This is a genomic window from Sphingomonas parva (ex Maeng et al. 2020) (assembly GCF_004564275.1).
Taxonomy (GTDB): domain Bacteria; phylum Pseudomonadota; class Alphaproteobacteria; order Sphingomonadales; family Sphingomonadaceae; genus Allosphingosinicella; species Allosphingosinicella parva.
In genome coordinates this window covers 1-17365 of record NZ_SPDV01000055.1, presented here as the reverse complement: position 1 = coordinate 17365, position 17365 = coordinate 1, and the positions used below count along the sequence as shown (strand labels likewise).

Here is a 17365-nt window from a genome sequence, read left to right as displayed (position 1 = left end):
TTCCGACCCGAGATCCCGGCCTCCGCCGGGATGACGTGTCGGGAGGCTACTTTCGGATGCGGTCGATCGCCTGGGCGAGGGCGACGTAGAGCTTGCCCATGTCGCTGGAGAGGATGGTGACGCCGAGCGGCGAGCCGTCCCGGTCGGCGAGGATGCGGCGCAGCATCGCCTCGAAATCGTGGATGTAGCGGTTCACCTGATCGCGGAACTCGGCTTCCTCGTCGTAGTGACGGGCGATCTCGCGGGCCTCGGTCGCGTCGAGCAGCCGGACGGCGCGGCGGGTGAAGACGCCGCGATCGCCCTTGAGATAGGCTGCCCAGGCGCTGTCGGTGACGTCGTTCGACAGGATCTTGGTGACGTCGATCGCCGTCGAGTTGAGCGACTCGATGAGCAGGGCGACGCGCCGCGAGAAATTCTCGCTGTCCTTCTCCTCGCGCTCCTTGCGGCCCTCCTCGATCTTGTCCTCGATCGCGGCCGCGGTCTCGCCGAGCACGACCAGCTGGCGGGTCAGCCGCTCGGAAGCGGCGCGGGCGGTGCCGACCGCGCGCTCCGAGACCTGGGCGAGCTCGGCCATCTGGCGCTCGACCGTACCGGCGATGGCGTTGGTCAGGGCCTCGCGGCCGGCCTCGCCGAGCGCCGCGGCGCTCGACGGAATGACGCCGGCGATCGCATCGCGGGCGCGCTCGGCCGCCTGATTGGCGGTCTCGCGGACCCGGACCAGGGCCTCGACCAGCTCCGGACCCGTCTCGGCGGCGATGCGCCCGGCGGCGTCGCGGGCCGCGTTCGCGGCTTCGCCGAGCGCCGACAGTTTCTGCTCGGCGCCGGTCGACCCCTCTTCGATGCGGGCGAGCAGATCCTCGATCGCCCGGCGCTGGCGGACGATCGTCGCCTCGGCCTCGGCGATGCGGCTGACGACCGTACCGGTCGAAGCCTCGATCTCGAACACCACCGGCGTGAGCTTGCCCGCCGCTTCGCGGGTCGCGCCGGCCTGGGCCTCGACCCGGGCGAGCGCGGCCGGCAGCTCCTGGTTGAGCTGCGCGGCGACCGCAGTCAGGCCTTCGGTCATCTCGCGGGCGCTGCCGATCAGCGCCTCGCTGCCGGCCTTGCCGCCGTCGATCTCGGCGATGAGGGCGCTGGTGCTGTCGCGCACCGCCTGGACCGCGGCGCCGAGCTTCTCGCTCTGCTCGCCGCCGGTGCGGCCGAGCCGCGCGAACCATTCGTCGAGCTCGGAAAGCTCCTTGGAGAGGCCGGTGACGAGCGCGTGGCTGGCGGCGTCCTGCGCGGCGAGGTGGCCGGCCAGCCCCTCGACCTTCTGGGCGATCAGATCGAGCCGCTTGGAAAGGTTGCGCGCCGAATCCTCGCCGGCCCGGTCGAGCGCGGCCTGGCTCTGCTCGATCGCGGCGAGCAAGGCGGCGCCCTGCGCGTCGAGGCCGGTGCGGGCCGCTTCCAGCGCATCGGTGGCGCGCGCCATCGCGCCGTCGACCGCGCCGGTCATGGCGGCGGAGGCTTCCTCCATGCTCGCCGTCGCCGCGGCGCTGCCGGTTTCGACCCTGGCGACGTGCGCCGAGAGGCGCTGGGCGGCGCCGCCGAGCTGCTCGTCCGCCTCGCGGGCCCGGGCGGAGAGCGCCGCCAGCTGCGCCTCGAGCGCGCCGGCCTGGGTGTGGGCGGTCAGCCCCGCTTCCTTCATCGCCTCGGCGACGCCGCGCGCCTGCTCCTCGGCCCGCGGCAGATCGTGGAGCAGCACGCCGATGTCGACCTTGGCGGCGGCGGCGGCCGCATCCAGCGCGGCGGCCTTGCGGTCGAGCGAGGCGGTCTCCTTGGAAAGATAATGGGTGACGCGGCCGAGCCGGTCCGAAGCTTCGTCGCCCAGCGACATCAGCCTTTCGGCCTCGCCGCGAAGCCGCGCGTGATTCTCCTCGATGCGGGTCGAGACGATCGACAGCACGCTTTCCAGCGCATTGCTCTCGGCCCTCATGTCGGCGACGGCGCGGGTGAAGCGCTCGGCCTCGCGGCGCGGCGTGCGCCCGAGCCAGACCCAGAGCAGGACGATGAGGACGAGCGGTCCGCTCAGCACCGCGATGGTGGTGACGATGCCGTGCAGATCGGCGGGGCGCTGCGTCCAGGCCGTCCAGGCCATCGCGCCGGTCCAGGCGAGCGCCAGCAGGACGAGAAAGACGCCGAAGAGCCGCACGCCCGCGCTGCCGCCCCGTTTCTCCGCGGGCGCGGACGCGGCGGGATCGGCGGCCGTGCCGATCCAGTCGGCATTCGCCGTCTGGGAGGTTTCGCCCGTGCCGGCGTCCGGCTGCGCTTCCGCTCGTTCTGCCCCCGTCATAGGCCCTTGTTTACCATCATTCGCGGCGCTGGAAAGCTCGGAAGGTTACTAGCCGTTAACGCCGAGCGGCTAAACCGTCCGGATGGCTTATGATTCCGGCGCTATCAACGCCTCCCTCGCCGCCGCGGTCGGCGCTGACCCCGGCCTGATGGGCGAGCTTCGCCTCGCCTTCGTCGAGAGCGCGGCGCGCCAGGCGGACCTGATGGGGCGGGCGCGCTGCGATGCCAATTGGGCGTTCGCCGCGTCGCGCCTCAAGGGACTGGCGGCGAGCTTCGGCGCGCTGCAGCTGCTGGCGCTCGCCGACGAGGCGCTGGAAGGCGCGCCCGGCGATCCGGTGGTGATGCGCAAGCTGCGCGCCGCGATCGAGGAATTCGCCGCCTCCTGAGGGCCGGCGCGGCCGCAGCCGGAGGGATGGCCTTTACGAAGCGCGCGCCCATTCTCTATCGGTCGGGGATGGGAGCCCGACGTCCTTGACCCTCGCCGCGCTGATCGCCGCCTATCATGAAGCCGACGAGCCCGGCGGCGGCCTGCGCGCGACGCTGCCGCTCGCCGGGCGCACCGTCCTCGAGCGCCAGGCGCGCCTCGCCGTCGCCGTCGGAGCCGATCTGATCGTCGTCGCCGTCGAACGGGTCCCGTCCGATCTGCTTGCCGCGCTCGACCGGCTGCGCGGGCAGGGGCTGCGCGTCGCGGTCGCCCGCAGCGCCGAGGAGGCTGCCGAGGCGGTCCACCCCAGTGACCGCCTGCTGATCATGGCCGATGGGCTGATCGCCACCGAGACGCATCTCGAGCGGCTGATCGCGGCGGGCGGTCCGGCGATCCTGACCGTGCCCGACGTGCGGGTCGACGATCGCTACGAGCGGATCGACGCGCACAGCCGCTGGGCCGGCCTCGCCCTGCTCGACGGGGAGACGCTGAAGCGCACCGCCGCGATGCTCGGCGAGTGGGACCTGCAATCGACCCTGCTCCGGCGCGCGATCCAGAACGGCGTGCGCCAATTCTCCGTGCGCGGCGAGCCTGCCGACGATCTGCTGACCGTCGCCGAGCGGGGGGAGGATCTTGCCGAGCTCCAGCAGCGGCTCTTCGAGGGCGCGGGCGCGCAGCGCGGCGACTGGATCTCGCGCTATCTGCTCGGGCCGGTGGAGCAGGAGGCGACGCGGCGGCTGATGCCGACGGCGACGACGCCGGCGATGCTCGGCCTCGGCGCTGCGCTGCTGACGGCGCTCGGCGCGCTCTCCTTCGCCTCCGGCTGGCTCGTGCTCGGCATGGCCTTGATCCTGCTCGCCACCCCGCTCGACGGAATCGGCGAGCGTCTGGCGATGCTGCGCATGCAGGACGCCGTCACCGACAGCTGGTGGTCGCATCTGCTGCCGACGCTGGCCGCCGCCGGGCTGGTCGCGCTGGCGGTGTCGCTGAGCGGCACGCTCGGCTGGGGCTGCATCGTGCTCGCCGCCACCACCATCGCCTTCGTGCTCGCGCTGCGGACCGAGACCCGCGGCCGTTCCGTTCCGGGCCGATTGTGGCTGGCCGAGCGCAAGGGGATGAGCTGGCTGCTGCTCCCGTTCGCCGCGACCGGACTGTGGGGCAGCGGGCTCACCATCCTCCTGCTCTATGCCGCCGGCAGCTTCTTCTGGGCGCAGCGCCATGTGCACCGACCGGATTCCGCGCCACGCGCTGATTAGCGGCCCCTTAACTCTGACGGCCTTACACGCGGCTGATGTCCGATTTGCGGCCGAACGCGAGTGAGCTGGACGGCGCGGCACAGCTGCTCGCGTCGGCGCACGCGCGCGTCGCCGCCGCGGCCGCCGATCTGGCGATCGTATCCGAGCTGCGGCTGAGCGAGCGCCAGCGCGCGACGCTGGGAACCCTGCTCCCCAAGCTCCTGCGCGCGATCGAGGACGAGCTGCGCGCCGAGCTGGCGACGGCGTTCGGGGACGAAGCCCTGCGCGCGGCGCTCTCCTCCGCGCATCTCGAGATCGCCGGCCCGATCCTTGCGCGCGCCAGGGCATCGACCGACCTGCCGCTCGTCGCCGCGCTGCTGCGCCGGAGCGACGAGCATCGTCTCCACAGGAGCGGTGTCCCGGCCGAAAAGACCCTGCTCATCGACCTGGCCGGCGATCACGACGCCGGGATCGCCGCCGAGGCGATGGGCTTGCTGATCGCCCAGAGCGCCCGCTTCGATCCGTTCCAGGAGCCGCTGCTGATCCGCTCCGATCTTCCGGCGGAGCTCGAGCACCATCTCGTCTGGACGGTGGCCGCTGCGCTCCGGCACTATGTCGTGATGCGCCACCAGATGCCCGCCAGCGAAACCGACGGCAAGATCGCGGCCGCCGCCGCACGCCTGCTCGCCGGCTATGACGAGGGTGCGACGCTCGAGGCGCATTGCCTCCGCCTCGCCGGCGCCCTCGACCGTTCCGGAAGACTCGACGATCCTCTCGCGCTGCGGGCGCTGACCGAGGCGGGCCTGCCGCTGTTCCTCGCGGTGCTGGCGGTGCGCACCCGGCTCGCGCCGAGCGCCGTCTGGGAGATCCTCTCGGCGCGCGGCGGCCGCGGCGCCGCGCTCCTCCTCCGCGCGGCCGGAATTGCCCGCGAGCAGGCCGGCGCGATCCTGCTCGCGCTCGCCGCGGACGAGGCGGCGCTCGTCCCGCTGCTCGATTTCTTCGACGGCCTCTCCGCCGCCGACGCCGAGGCTCTGCTCACCCTCTGGCGTGCCGATCCGGCCTATCGCGCGGCCGTCGCGAGGCTCGCCTCGTGAACGACGTCGTCCACGGCCGGCTCGATCCGGACGGGCGGCTGATCTCGGCCGACGCGCGCCTGCTCGCGCTCCAGCAGGCTGCCGGCGGAGACAGCGGGGGACCGCTCGCCGTTCCGCAGATCGCGTCGCTGGCCCGGCTGGCGCGGCGTCTTGGCCTCACCATCTCGCGCGCCGCGGTCGCCGCCGACGGCGACGCCGATCTCGACCTCTGGGTGCGGGCGGTGCCGGCCGAGAGCGGCGCCGTCGATCTCGCCATTTCCGGCTGGACGATCCGTCCGGCGCGCGGCCCGGCGCCGGCGGCCGAGGCGGAGCGGCAGGCGGACTTCCTGCGCGCCGGCGCGGACTGGATGTGGGAAACCGACCAGGCGCTGCGCTTCACCGTCCTCTCCCCGGCCGCCGCAGCGGCGGCCGGCCAGGCCCCGGCCGCATTGATCGGCCAGCCGCTCACCCAATTGTTCCGGCTCGAGGAGGAGAAGGAGGGGGTGCTCCCCTTGCTCTCCGCTCTCGCCGAGCAGCGGCGATTCGACGGCCAGATCGCCCAGCTGCGCGGCGGCCGCAGCCAACGCTACCGCCTTGCCGGCGTGCCGTTGATCGACGGCGACGGCCGTTTCTCCGGCTTCCGCGGCTCGGCGACGAGCCTCGTCTCGGAACCGGCGCCGGTGCAGCCGCCCGAGCCGCAGAAGGACAATGGCGCCTTTTCGGAGCGGCTCGACCGCGCCCTGCGCGCGCCGCTCGCCCATATCATCCGCAACGCCGAGACGATCGGCGCACAGCCGGAAGGGCCGCTGCGCACCGATTATGCCGGCTATGCGGGCGACATCGCCGCGGCCGGGCGCCACCTGCTCGCTCTGGTCGACGATCTGGTGGACCTCCAGGCGATTGAGCGGCCCGACTTCGCGCCCGAGCGGGAGGAGATCGACCTCGCCGACGTCGCGCGGCGGGCCGCCGGCCTGCTCTCCGTCCGCGCCGCCGAGCGCGCGGTGCGGATCGACGTCCCGGCTGAATACGACACCGTGCCTGCCTATGGCGAGTTCAAGCGGGCGCTGCAGATCGTGATGAACCTGCTGACCAATGCGATACGCTATTCCCCGCAGGGCGGCAGCGTCTGGGTGCGGACCGACCGCGAGGGCGATCTCGCCGTGCTGATCGTCGCCGACCAGGGCAAGGGCATCGCCGCCGAGGATCAGGCGCGCGTGTTCGAGAAGTTCGAGCGGGTCGATCCGTCGGAGCCGGGAGGCACCGGGCTCGGCCTGTACATCGCGCGGCGCCTGGCGCGGGCGATGGGCGGCGATCTCGGCGTCGACAGCGCGCCGGGGCAGGGGGCCCGGTTCACCTTCACGCTGCCGCTCCGCCGCAGCTAGGCGCGACTCGCCCGTAGGCGTTTCTTGATCTTGATCAAGTTGCCAAGTCATTGAGCTTGCACGATTTTGGTGATTCAAGGGTCGCGCGCAGACGTTCGCACGAGTCAGGCCGGTTGCGCCGGAGCGACTGTCTGGCGCGCCGTCCTGAACCGCGGGCGCGCCCCGGCACTCCCAAATCCGGCTCGAATCGTGTAGAACCGGTCACGGGGACGGGAGATAGTCGCCGGGATGGCGGACTGTCGGCGAAGCGCTCCGGAGCCATTCCGGGGCGCTTCGTTTTGCCTGATCGGCGCGGCCTGGCCGCCTTTTGTCTGCCTCGCCCGCCCGATTGCTGCGGCTCATCGCGCCTCGCGCACGCCTCGCGGGAAATTCGCCTTGATCGTCATCTCGATCGTCAATTGCCGGGAACCCCATCGAGGGGTGCTCGTTCTGCCAGTACCCCCCCGCTGGTAGTCACCTCCCCCCCCCCGTGACTACCAACCAAGCCCCGGCCGGAAACGGCTGGGGCTTTTACTTTATCGGTCGCCTCGGTTGTGACGCGTCCCCCCGCGGGAGGGGCGGGGCGGGGGGACGCGTGCGAGAGCGCGATCGTCCGGCATGGCACTGTTGGCAGGGCCGCCGGAGCGTCGATCACGCCCTGTGCTAGTGGCCCGAGTGCGCGGTATGGCTCTCCTGGCCGCCGGCATGGCCGGCATGGCCGGCATGCGCCATTTGCGCCGGCTTGCTGTACTGGCAGGTGACATTCGGGTTGAACGGCTTGAACATGCCCGCCGGGTTCGGCCGGTAGAGCCAGACGTGCAGATCGTAATGCGGCTCAAAATTGTGCGCCTCGTCCTCCGCGGTCGCCGGATCGTCGACCATGTGGTCGAAGGTCTGGCCCTGGAAGGTCGGCGGCTGGGTCTTGCCTGAGGCGCGCCACGCTTTCTCGAAGACGAGGTTCTCGACCGCGATCAGCTCGAGCTCGCCCTTGGCATTGGGCTCGTAGATCAGGATCGCCGGCTTGCGGAAATCGGTGTGCACGCCTTCGCCGCCGATCCGCGGGTTCGGCGGCGCCGTGATGCCGAGCAGGTCCGGGCGGAAATAATGGATGCCCATGCCGCCGAGCTTGGCGTCGCGGCCCATGTGCGCGGCAGTGTGGCAGATGTTCTCGGGATCGGCGAGATAGCCCTCGGCGAGCGCGACCTTGACGTCCTTGAAGCGCTCGGTGGCGGCGCGGACATCGTCGAGGCTCGGCTCCGAGGCCGGTGCGGCGGCGGCCGGTGCCGCGGACGCAAACAGCAGGGCAAGGATGAGGCTCTTCATGCGCGTTATCCTGGTCTGTTGGGCCCGGCTCGCGGGCCGGGCGACGCATCGTTCAATCGCTGCCGCGCGTGTCGCGCCGATGCCGCGGCGCGCGTGAAGCGGTATCAATTGTTTCAGACGCCGGCTGGACATCGCTCTTCGTCTGAGGCAATGTCGCGCTGGAACATACGGGGAACGAGATGGTCGATCTCGCCGCCTGCGGCTGGAGCGTCCTCAGCGCCGACCAGGCGATCCAGCACCGCATTGCGAAGGCGGAGGCGGAGCGCGGCGAGCCGCGTCCGCGCCACTGGGGCTGCCTCGCTGTCGCGATCATCGCTGCCCTGCTGGCCTTTTTTCTGCTCTTTCCGGAGGACGGTTTTCCTGTTGCCGGCACCCTGGCCGCCCTTGGCATCGTCGCGGCTGCCGCGACCCAGGTCCAGCGCGGCGTCGTCGGCGTCGGCGCGGACAGCATCGATCCGTGGTTGCTGCCGGCCGTCGCCGAGCGCGCCGGACTGCTCTTCGTTCGAGACTGGTTCGAACCCTACGGGCTCGCGGGTGCGGGCGCATTCCTGCTCGAACGCGTTCCGAGCAATGCGCGAGCCGAGAATTTGGCAGCGATCAGCGTCGACGAGATCGCGGTCGCCGCGACCTACAGTCTCGAGCGCGGACTGACCGGCCGCGTCTACCGGGTCATTCCGGGAAGGCGTGAGCGGCAGGTGCCGCTCCAATCCGTGAAGGAGCCGATCACACTTGTCCTGCCGAAGGGCGGTAAGGCAGCGGTGCCGAGCGACGGGGTGCAACTCCGGCCCGTGGACATCGAAGGCGATCCCTGTTTCGACGCCGCTTTGGAGGTCTTCTCGACCGATCCGGCGGCGGCATGCGCGATGCTGGGTGCGGACCTGCGGGCGCTGCTCACCGAGATCGCCGAAGGCGGCGCCGTCCGAGCCTATTTCCGTGGCGGAGAGGCCTTCGTCCTCGCGCCGGATCCCTTACGGAGCGTGGCTTCTCCCGATGTCAGGCCGGTCGAAGACTATGCGCGCGAGACGGCGGAGGTGTTCCGGTCGGTCTTGGAGAAGCTCGTGCGGCTTCGCGAGTGCATGGCCCGATGAGCGAAGGGGCGGGCGCGCCGCCGCACCCGCCTCCCTCTTTCTTGCCCTGCAGGGCGATCAGCGCTGGTCGACGGGCACGTAGTCGCGCTGCGCCGAGCCGGTGTAGAGCTGGCGCGGCCGGCCGATCTTCTGCTCGGGATCGGAGATCATCTCGTTCCACTGCGCGACCCAGCCGACGGTGCGGGCGAGGGCGAAGAGCGCCGTGAACATCGAGGTCGGGAAGCCGATCGCCGAGAGGATTACGCCCGAATAGAAATCGACGTTCGGGTAGAGCTTCTTCTCGACGAAATAATCGTCCTTGAGCGCGATCTGCTCGAGCTCCCGGGCGACGTCGAAGATCGGATCGGTGACGCCGAGCTCGTTGAGCACGGCCTCGGCGGTCGCCTTCATCACCTTCGCGCGCGGATCGAAATTCTTGTAGACCCGGTGGCCGAAGCCCATCAGGCGGAACGGATCGTCCTTGTCCTTGGCGCGGCCGATGAACTCGGGGATCCGCTCCGGACGGCCGATCTCGCGCAGCATGTTGAGCGCCGCCTCGTTGGCGCCGCCGTGCGCCGGGCCCCACAGGCAGGCGATGCCGGCCGCGATGCAGGCGAAAGGGTTCGCGCCCGACGAACCGGCGAGGCGCACGGTCGAGGTCGAGGCGTTCTGCTCGTGATCGGCGTGGAGGATGAAGATCCGCCGCATCGCCTGCTCGACGACCGGATTGACCTCGTAATTCTCGGCCGGGACGCCGAAGGTCATGCGCAGGAAGTTCCCCGTGTAGCTGAGGTCGTTCTGCGGGTACATGAACGGCTGGCCGATCGAATATTTATAGGCCATCGCCGCGATCGTCGGCATCTTCGCGATCAGCCGGTGGCTGGCGATCATCCGCTGCTTGGGATCGGTGATGTCGGTCGAATCGTGGTAGAAAGCGGAGAGCGCGCCGACCACGCCGCACATGATCGCCATCGGGTGCGCGTCACGGCGGAAGCCGCGGTAGAAGGTCGCCAGCTGCTCGTGCAGCATGGTGTGGCGCGAGATCGTGTAGACGAACTTCTGGTGCTCGTCCGCGGTCGGAAGCTCGCCGTTGAGGAGCAGATAGGCGACCTCCATGAAGGTCGAATGCTCGGCGAGCTGGTCGATCGGATAGCCGCGGTGGAGCAGGATGCCCTGATCGCCGTCGATATAGGTGATCGCGCTCTCGCACGCCGCCGTCGAGGTGAAGCCGGGATCGTAAGTGAAGGCGCCGGTCTGGCCATAAAGCTTGCGGATGTCGATCACGTCGGGGCCGACCGTGCCTTGCCGCACGGGCATGGCGCTCGTCTTGCCGCCGAAATCGAGAGTGGCCTGATTGTCCGCCATGTTATTCTCCGTCCGTCATCATCCGGTCCGCGATCCGGGCGAGGCTTTCCTCGCGCCCGAGCAGCACCAGCACATCGAAAATACCGGGGGACGTCGCCCGCCCGGTCAAGGCCGCCCTGAGCGGCTGCGCAACCTGGCCGAGCTTCGTTCCCGTCGTCTCCGCCACGTAGCGCACGACCGCCTCTGTCGTCTCGGCGTTCCATTCGTCAAGCGCGGAGAGTCCCGCATAAACGCGGGCGAGCAGCCGAGGTCCCTCCCCTGAGAGGAGCTGTGCGGCTTTGTCGTCCAGATCGAGCGGCCGCTCGCGGAACAGGAAGGTCGCGCCCTCGGCGAGCTCGTTGAGGTTCTTGGCGCGCGGCTTCAGCTCCGGCATCGCGCGGGTCAGCAAAGCGATCTCCGCGCTGTCGAGGCGCGCGTCGATCAGCGCCTCGACGCGCGGGGTCACGAGGCCGGCCAGCCGTCCGTCCGACGCCTCGCGGATATAATGCGCGTTGAGGTTCTCGAGCTTCTTGGTGTCGAACCGCGACGGCGAGCGCCCGACGTGGTCGAGATCGAACCAGCGGACCGCGTCCTCGCGCGCGATGATCTCGTCGTCGCCATGGCCCCAGCCGAGCCGCAGCAGGTAATTGGCCATCGCCTCGGGCAGGATGCCCATCTCGTGATAGTCCATCACCCCGGTCGCGCCGTGCCGCTTCGACATCTTGGCGCCGTCCTGTCCGTGGATCAGCGGCACATGGGCGTAGACCGGCTCCGGCCAGCCCATGCCGCGGATGATGGCGAGCTGGCGGAAGGCGTTGTTGAGATGGTCGTCGCCACGGATCACATGGGTGACGCCCATGTCGTGATCGTCGACGACCACCGCGAGCATGTAGGTCGGCGACCCGTCCGAGCGCAGCAGCACGAAATCGTCGATCTCGCTGTTCTGGACGCGGACCGTGCCCTGGACCTGGTCCTCGATCACCGTCTCGCCCTCGCGCGGCGCCTTGAGGCGGACGACGAAGGGGAGGTCGGGCGTCGCGGCGTCCGCGGCGCAGTCGCGCCAGGGGCTGACGATGCGGAACGGCCGCCGCTCGCGCTCGGCCTCGGCCCGGGCGGCGGCGAGCTCGTCCTGGGTCATGTAGCAGCGATAGGCGTGGCCGCGGGCGAGGAGCTCGTTCGCCACCTCGGCGTGGCGGGCCCAGAATTGCGACTGGTAATATTCGTGCCCGTCCCAATCGAGATCGAGCCAGCGCATCCCCTCGAGGATCGCGTCGATCGCCGGCTTGGTCGAGCGCGCCTTGTCGGTGTCCTCGATGCGCAGCAGGAAGCGGCCCTTGTGATGGCGGGCGAACAGCCAGTTGAACAGGGCCGTGCGGGCGCCGCCGATGTGCAGGAAGCCGGTCGGGGACGGCGCGAAGCGGGTGACGACCTCGCGCTGGGTTTCGGTTGCGCTCAAGCGCCGATTCTCCAAGGATGCGGCCATGGCCGCCAGTGACGGATGCGCCCCTAGCATAGCGGACGAGCCGCCACCAAGGGGCTTGGCGGCCGGGCTTCGCGCCGCGCTCTCCCGGCGCTCGGCGCGGCTCGATGCGCTGGCCGATGCCGAGCGCGACCAGCTTCCGCTCTGGCTGCCGGTCGGTCTCGGCCTCGGCACCGCCGCCTGGTTCGTCCTGCCGAGCGCGCCCGCCTGGACCGCCTTCCTGCTGTTCGCCGGCGGTACGGCGGCGGCGTGCTTCGCGGCCGCCGCCGAGACGCGCTGGGCGCGGGCGCTCGCCCTCTTCTGGCTCGCCGCCCTGATCGGCTGCGCCAACATCTGGTGGAAGGCCGAGCGTGTCGCGGCGCCGGTGCTGCGGCGCGAGGGCGTCGCCACCTTCGACGCGACGGTCGAATCGCTGCAGCGCCTGCCTGCCGAGGAGATCGTCCGCCTGGTGGTGAAGGTCGATCGCCGCGGCGCGGCGGCGCGGCTGCCCGAGCGCATCCGCTTGAACCTCGACGAGGAGAAGGCGCCTCCCGACCTCGAGGCGGAGGCGATCGTGGCGGTCCGCGCCTGGCTGATGCCGCCGCCGCCGCCGGCGGTGCCGGGTGCCTATGATTTCGCGCGTGCCGCCTGGTTCCAGCGGCTGGGGGCGACCGCACGCGCGCTCGAGGTTACGGTCACCGATCCGCCGCGGCGACGCGGGTGGCGGGCGCGCCTCGCGTCCGCGCGACAGAGCCTTGCCGATCATGTGCGCAGGCGCCTGCCGGGCGGGGAAGGGGGCATCGCCGCGGCGCTCGCCACCGGCGACCAGGGCGGCATTCCCGAAGCGGATGCGGAGGCGATGCGCCGCTCGGGCCTCGCGCACCTGCTCTCGGTCAGCGGCCTGCACCTCACCGCAGTGGTCGGCGCGGTGATGCTGCTGACGCTGAAGCTGCTGGCGCTGAGCCCGGCCTTGGCGCTGCGCTTCCGCCTGGTGGTGATCGCCGCCGGCGTCGGCGCGGCGGCCGGCATCGCCTATACGCTGTTCACCGGCGCCGAGGTGCCGACGATCCGCTCCTGCATCGCCGCGATCCTCGTGCTCGCCGGCATCGCGTTGGGGCGAGACGCGCTGACGCTTCGCCTGGTCGCGGTCGGCGCGCTGATCGTCCTGCTGGTCTGGCCGGAGAGCCTCGTCGGCCCATCCTTCCAGATGAGCTTCGCGGCGATCGTGGCGATCGTCGTGCTGCACGACCATCCGCGGGTGCGTGCCTTCGTGGCACGGCGCGACGAGGCGCTGCCGCTGAAGCTGCTGCGGCTGATCGCCGGTCTGGTGCTCACCGGACTCGCCGTCGAGCTGGCGCTGATCCCGATCGCCCTGTTCCATTTCCACCAGGCGGGGCTCTACGGCGCGCTCGCCAACATCGTCGCCATCCCGCTCACCACCTTCGTGATCATGCCGCTGGAGGCTCTCGCGCTCGCCGCCGATCCGCTCGGCCTGTCGGCGCCTTTCTGGTGGCTGGCCGGTCGCGCGCTCGCCTTCCTGCTCTGGCTTGCGCACGCCGTCGCCGCGGCGCCGGGCGCGGTCGCGATGCTGCCCGCGCTTCCGCGCGGCGCGTTCGCCTGCCTGGTCGCAGGAGGGCTGTGGCTGGCCCTGTGGCGGACCCGCTGGCGGATCGCCGGTCTGCTGCCGATCCTGGCCGGCGCGGCCTGGGCGCTCGCCACCCCGGCGCCGGACCTGCTCGTCACCGGCGACGGCGCCCATCTCGCGGTGCGGACCGGCGACGGCCTCGCCATCCTGCGGCCGCGCGCCGGCGATTACGTGCGCGACACTTTGTCGGAAAATGCCGGGATCGGAGGCGAGCCGCGCGAGCTCGAGAGCCTGGCCGGCGCATCGTGCAGCCCGGACCTGTGCGCTGCCGAGGTGATTCGCCACGGCACGCGCTGGCGGGTGCTCGCCACCCGCTCGCCCTATCTCGTCGATTTCGATCCGCTGCGGCGCGCCTGCGCGGAGGCCGACATCGTCGTCTCGGACCGGCGGCTGCCGGTCACCTGCCGCCCGCGCTGGCTGAAGGCGGACCGGGCGTTGCTCGCCCGGACGGGCGGCCTGTCGATCGTGCTGGGGAAGGTGCCGGAGGTGACGACGGTCGCGTCCTTCGCCGGGGAGCACCCCTGGGCGGTGCGCTAGAGAGGTTTCGGCCCGGTCGGAGGGGGCGAAGGTCAGGCGCGCGCGGCGCGCCTCTGCAGCTCCTGGATCGCCTTGCGCCGCCGCGCCTCGTCCTGCTGCTCCTGCTGCCAGGGCGGCGAGAGGGTGTAGCGTTCAAGCTCTGGCGGAAGGCGGGACTGCATCGTTGCTCCAGGGCGTTGAGGATCGTTGCCGATCAGATTGTCTCTGCCGAATTCTATGTCGCTGTAAACGTGTGACTTATACTAGGTTAAGGGATGATGTACGCTCTTGTGCCGGCACCATCGCGATCGTCGCCACGGCCTCCTGCCGCTCCGTCGCGACCGGCCGGGAAGCACGGCCTTTCCCGCGCCGCAGTCGCGGTCTAGATCGCGCAGCCTATGCCGATCACCCTCATCTGCCTCGATGCCGACGACACGCTCTGGCACAATGAAACCTTCTTTCGCCGGACCTTCGGCGACTTCGCGGCCCTGCTCGCTCCATTCGCGCCGGCGGAAGAGATCCAGACGAGGGTCGACGAGATCGAGCACCGCAACCTGTCGGTCTACGGCTATGGCGTGAAAGGCTTCATCCTCTCCATGCTTGAGGCGGCCTCGGAGCTTGCCGGAGACGCGCTGCCGGCGCGAACGGTGCGCGAGATCCTGGCGCTGGGCCGCGACATGCTCGTGCACCCGATCGAGATGCTGCCCGGCGTCGAGGAGGCGCTGCCGGCCCTCGCCGAGCGCGGCCGGCTTATCCTCGTCACCAAGGGCGATCTCCACCACCAGGAAGCGAAGCTCGCCGCCTCGGGCATCGGCGACCTGTTCGAGGGGGTGGAGATCGTCAGCGAGAAGCACCCCGACACCTATCGGCGGATCTTCGCGCGCTACCGCGTCTTTCCCGAGCAGGCGGTGATGGCCGGCAATTCGATGAAGTCCGACATCCTGCCGGTGCTCGAGGCGGGCGGCTATGCCGCTTTCGTGCCGTTCGAGCTGGTTTGGGCGCACGAGGCGGCGGCGCCGCCGACCGACCATCGCCGCTTCCGCGAGCTGGCGAGCCTCGCCGAGCTGCCCGCCTGGATCGACACGATCGAATAGGCGGCATCGCCGCGAGGCGAGGGCCTGGGGTCCGCGGCGGGGGGCGGAATTGCAACCGAGACCTTCATCTCCAAGGCGCGCGGGCCGCAATCCTCCCCGTGATGCTCCGCCTCACAGGGAGCATCGAGACTGGTCTCACCGGATCGAATGCCCTCGGGTCTGGCGGCGAGGGGAGGGGCGTGCGGCGCCGCTGCGGGGGCCTGGGCACCGGCGATCAGCCGGCCGGATGCGAATCCGATTTGACCGCCGCGACCTCGTTGCCGCTCGGATCGAGGAACTGGAAGCGCCGCCCGCCCGGGAAAGCGAAGATCGGCCGGACGATCGTGCCTCCCGCGCCTTGCACCGCGGCGAGCGCCGCCTCGAGATCCTCGACCTCGATCACCGGCAGCGGCGCCCGCGTCGCCTCGGCCGGATCGCCCTGCAGGCCGACATCGGTGTCGCCGGTCAGCGTCGCGGCATAGGTCGGGCCGAACGCGGTCATCGACCAGCCGAACGCCGCCTCGTAGAACGCCGTGGCGGCACCGACGTCGCGGACCGGCAGCTCGACATAGTTCAGGCGGGCCATGTCAACTCTCCTCGAAGTCACTCCCTCCCCCTCGAGGGGGGAGGGTTGGGGTGGGGGTGGCGCTCGTGCAGCGCTGCGGCGATCTTCAGGGACACGCCTTCGCTGTTGCCGAGCACATCGTGATTCCAGAAGCGCAGAACGCCATAGCCTTCATCGGCGAGGAGGCGATCGCGCTGGATGTCGGCATCGCCTCCATGATGACCGCCATCGGCCTCGATGACGAGTTTTGCCGGGTGACTTGCGAAGTCGACTATAAAGGTCCGCAATGGCACCTGCCTTCGAAACCGCCACTCCCGGAAGTTCTCTCTAAGCAGCCGCCAGATGCGCCGTTCGGCGTCTGTTGAATGCTTTCGTAGGCGCCGAGCGGGTGAGATTAAGTCAGTGGCGGGACGACGACGCATGCGGTGCCTCCTCGAACTCCACCCCCACCCAGCCTCCCCCCTCAAGGGGGAGGAGCCAGTCTGTGCCGGCGGAGGTGCTGGAACGCCCTATGAGCAGCTTTTCCCAAACCCTCCCCCATCGAGGGGGAGGGCTTCTAGATCGCAGGTCGCAAAATCAATACCGCCGCAGCAGGCCGGCGAGTCTGCCCTGGATGCGGACCTGGTCGGGGCGGTAGCGCTGGGGGTCGTAATTGCGATTGGCCGGATCGAGGCGGACCATCGTGCCTTCGCGGCGGAAGGTCTTGAGGGTCGCTTCCTCGTCGTTGATCAGGGCGACCACGATCTCGCCGTCGCGCGCCATGTCGGTCTTGCGGATCAGCGCGTAATCGCCGTCGAGAATGCCTTCCTCGACCATCGAATCGCCGGCCACCTCGAGCGCGTAATGCTCACCCGGGCCGAGCAGGGCGGCGGGGACGGGCAGGCTGCTCTGGCCCTCCAGCGCCTCGATCGGCATTCCGGCGGCGATGCGGCCGTGGAGCGGCAGTTCGATCACATCGTTGGCGGCGGAAGGAACGCTGACCGGCGGCGTCGGCTGGCTGGCGATGCCGGCCTTGACGTCGGGCATGCGGACGACCTCCAGCGCGCGCGCCCGATTGGGCAGGCGGCGGAGGAAGCCGCGCTCCTCGAGCGCGGAGATCAGCCGGTGGACACCGGACTTCGACTTGAGGTCGAGCGCGTCCTTCATCTCCTCGAAGGAGGGAGAGACGCCGGTCTCGGCCAATTTGTCGTGAATGTAGGTGAGCAGCTCGTGTTGCTTGCGCGTCAGCATCGCCTGGCCCTCGTGGAACGGACATGGAACGTTTAGGAAACATGTCCGGGCCTGTCAACTCGTTTCAGGCGCGGGCCGAACGGCTCCTCGTCGCGGAGTTTGCGAGGGCGAGGAAATTGGCGAGCAGGGCGTGGCCGCCCTCGCTGGCGATGCTCTCCGGATGGAACTGGACGCCGTGGATCGGCAGCGTGCGGTGGCGCAGGCCCTGGACGCTGCCGTCCTCGGCTCTGGCGTTGACGGCCAGGCATTCGGGGAGCGCGCCCGAGGCGACCAGCGAATGGTATCGCGCCGCGGTGAGAGGCGAAGGGAGGCCGGCGAACACGCCGGTGCCGTCGTGCCGGACCTCCGAGGTCTTGCCGTGCATCGGCGCCGGCGCCCGGCCGATGCTGCCGCCGAAGCCGGTGGCAATCGCCTGATGGCCGAGGCAGATGCCGAGCAAAGGGCGGCCGGCCGCGGCGCAGGCCTGGACGAGCGGCATCGAGATGCCGGCCTCTTCCGGGCGGCCCGGGCCCGGCGAGATCAGCAGGCCCTCGGCGCCGGAGGCCACCGCCTCGGCCACCGAGATCTCGTCGCTGCGCTCGACCCGGACCGTGGCGCCGAGCGCGCGCAGATAGTCGACGATGTTCCAGGTGAAGCTGTCGTGATTGTCGATGACCAGGATCACGGCAGGTGCTCCGCCGGGGAAGGATCGGCGCCGGGCCGCGCCCGGCGCCGGCCGC

The 17365-nt window shown here is 70.6% G+C and carries 16 protein-coding genes; 7 read left to right on the top strand and 9 right to left on the bottom strand.

Annotated elements, in window-relative coordinates:
• Positions 1–46: 46 nt before the first annotated feature.
• Positions 47–2332 (bottom strand): coiled-coil domain-containing protein, encoded by a 2286-nt coding sequence (locus E2493_RS18525; protein ID WP_135089875.1) that lies wholly within the window; start codon positions 2330–2332, stop codon positions 47–49.
• Between the two features lie 82 nt (positions 2333–2414).
• Here E2493_RS18525 and E2493_RS18520 point away from each other — a divergent pair, with 82 nt between their 5' ends.
• From E2493_RS18520 to E2493_RS18505, 4 genes are all read left to right on the top strand, one after another.
• Positions 2415–2717 carry an Hpt domain-containing protein gene (locus tag E2493_RS18520; RefSeq protein ID WP_135089873.1) on the top strand — a complete coding sequence of 101 codons (303 nt, stop codon included), beginning with the start codon at positions 2415–2417 and terminating at the stop codon, positions 2715–2717.
• 85 nt (positions 2718–2802) lie between these two features.
• Complete coding sequence (locus E2493_RS18515) at positions 2803–4011, top strand: hypothetical protein (RefSeq protein ID WP_135089872.1); 1209 nt, start codon at positions 2803–2805, stop codon at positions 4009–4011.
• Between the two features lie 35 nt (positions 4012–4046).
• Entirely contained in the window at positions 4047–5084 is a 1038-nt protein-coding gene (locus tag E2493_RS18510; protein WP_135089870.1) for a DUF2336 domain-containing protein, read from the top strand.
• Positions 5081–6445 (top strand): sensor histidine kinase, encoded by a 1365-nt coding sequence (locus E2493_RS18505; protein ID WP_135089868.1) that lies wholly within the window; start codon positions 5081–5083, stop codon positions 6443–6445. Before E2493_RS18510 ends, E2493_RS18505 begins: the two co-directional genes overlap by 4 nt.
• Positions 6446–7087: 642 nt before the next feature.
• On the opposite strand, the gene E2493_RS18500 is transcribed toward E2493_RS18505, so the two are convergent.
• Positions 7088–7747 carry a hypothetical protein gene (locus tag E2493_RS18500; protein WP_191993023.1) on the bottom strand — a complete coding sequence of 220 codons (660 nt, stop codon included), beginning with the start codon at positions 7745–7747 and terminating at the stop codon, positions 7088–7090.
• 179 nt (positions 7748–7926) lie between these two features.
• Between E2493_RS18500 and E2493_RS18495 the strand changes: the two genes are divergently transcribed.
• Positions 7927–8835: a hypothetical protein gene (locus tag E2493_RS18495; RefSeq protein ID WP_135089866.1), complete on the top strand. Its 909-nt coding sequence runs from the start codon at positions 7927–7929 to the stop codon at positions 8833–8835.
• Positions 8836–8892: 57 nt separating this feature from the next.
• Here E2493_RS18495 and E2493_RS18490 read toward each other — a convergent pair whose 3' ends face one another.
• Both E2493_RS18490 and gltX read right to left on the bottom strand, forming a co-directional pair.
• Complete coding sequence (locus E2493_RS18490; protein ID WP_135089864.1) at positions 8893–10179, bottom strand: citrate synthase; 1287 nt, start codon at positions 10177–10179, stop codon at positions 8893–8895.
• Between the two features lies 1 nt (position 10180).
• Complete coding sequence (gene gltX, locus E2493_RS18485; RefSeq protein WP_135089862.1) at positions 10181–11641, bottom strand: glutamate--tRNA ligase; 1461 nt, start codon at positions 11639–11641, stop codon at positions 10181–10183.
• A 55-nt stretch (positions 11642–11696) separates the two neighbouring features.
• Between gltX and E2493_RS18480 the strand changes: the two genes are divergently transcribed.
• Positions 11697–13799 (top strand): ComEC/Rec2 family competence protein, encoded by a 2103-nt coding sequence (locus tag E2493_RS18480; protein ID WP_225421589.1) that lies wholly within the window; start codon positions 11697–11699, stop codon positions 13797–13799.
• A gap of 32 nt (positions 13800–13831) precedes the next feature.
• Here the strand turns inward: E2493_RS18480 and E2493_RS22150 are convergent, their stop codons facing one another.
• Positions 13832–13960: a hypothetical protein gene (locus E2493_RS22150; RefSeq protein ID WP_263854104.1), complete on the bottom strand. Its 129-nt coding sequence runs from the start codon at positions 13958–13960 to the stop codon at positions 13832–13834.
• A 216-nt stretch (positions 13961–14176) separates the two neighbouring features.
• On the opposite strand from E2493_RS22150, the gene E2493_RS18475 reads away from it, so the two are divergent.
• Positions 14177–14872 (top strand): HAD family hydrolase, encoded by a 696-nt coding sequence (locus E2493_RS18475; protein WP_135089860.1) that lies wholly within the window; start codon positions 14177–14179, stop codon positions 14870–14872.
• Between the two features lie 214 nt (positions 14873–15086).
• Here the strand turns inward: E2493_RS18475 and E2493_RS18470 are convergent, their stop codons facing one another.
• The 4 genes from E2493_RS18470 to E2493_RS18455 form a co-directional block, all read right to left on the bottom strand.
• A complete protein-coding gene (locus E2493_RS18470) occupies positions 15087–15437 on the bottom strand; it encodes a VOC family protein (protein ID WP_135089859.1) in 351 nt (116 codons plus the stop codon).
• Between the two features lie 17 nt (positions 15438–15454).
• Positions 15455–15838, bottom strand: a complete 384-nt coding sequence (locus tag E2493_RS18465) for an endonuclease domain-containing protein (protein WP_135089858.1) — start codon at positions 15836–15838, stop codon at positions 15455–15457.
• 154 nt (positions 15839–15992) lie between these two features.
• Positions 15993–16646 (bottom strand): transcriptional repressor LexA, encoded by a 654-nt coding sequence (gene lexA / locus E2493_RS18460; RefSeq protein WP_135089857.1) that lies wholly within the window; start codon positions 16644–16646, stop codon positions 15993–15995.
• Positions 16647–16710: 64 nt separating this feature from the next.
• Complete coding sequence (locus E2493_RS18455; RefSeq protein WP_135089856.1) at positions 16711–17310, bottom strand: anthranilate synthase component II; 600 nt, start codon at positions 17308–17310, stop codon at positions 16711–16713.
• Positions 17311–17365: the final 55 nt, after the last annotated feature.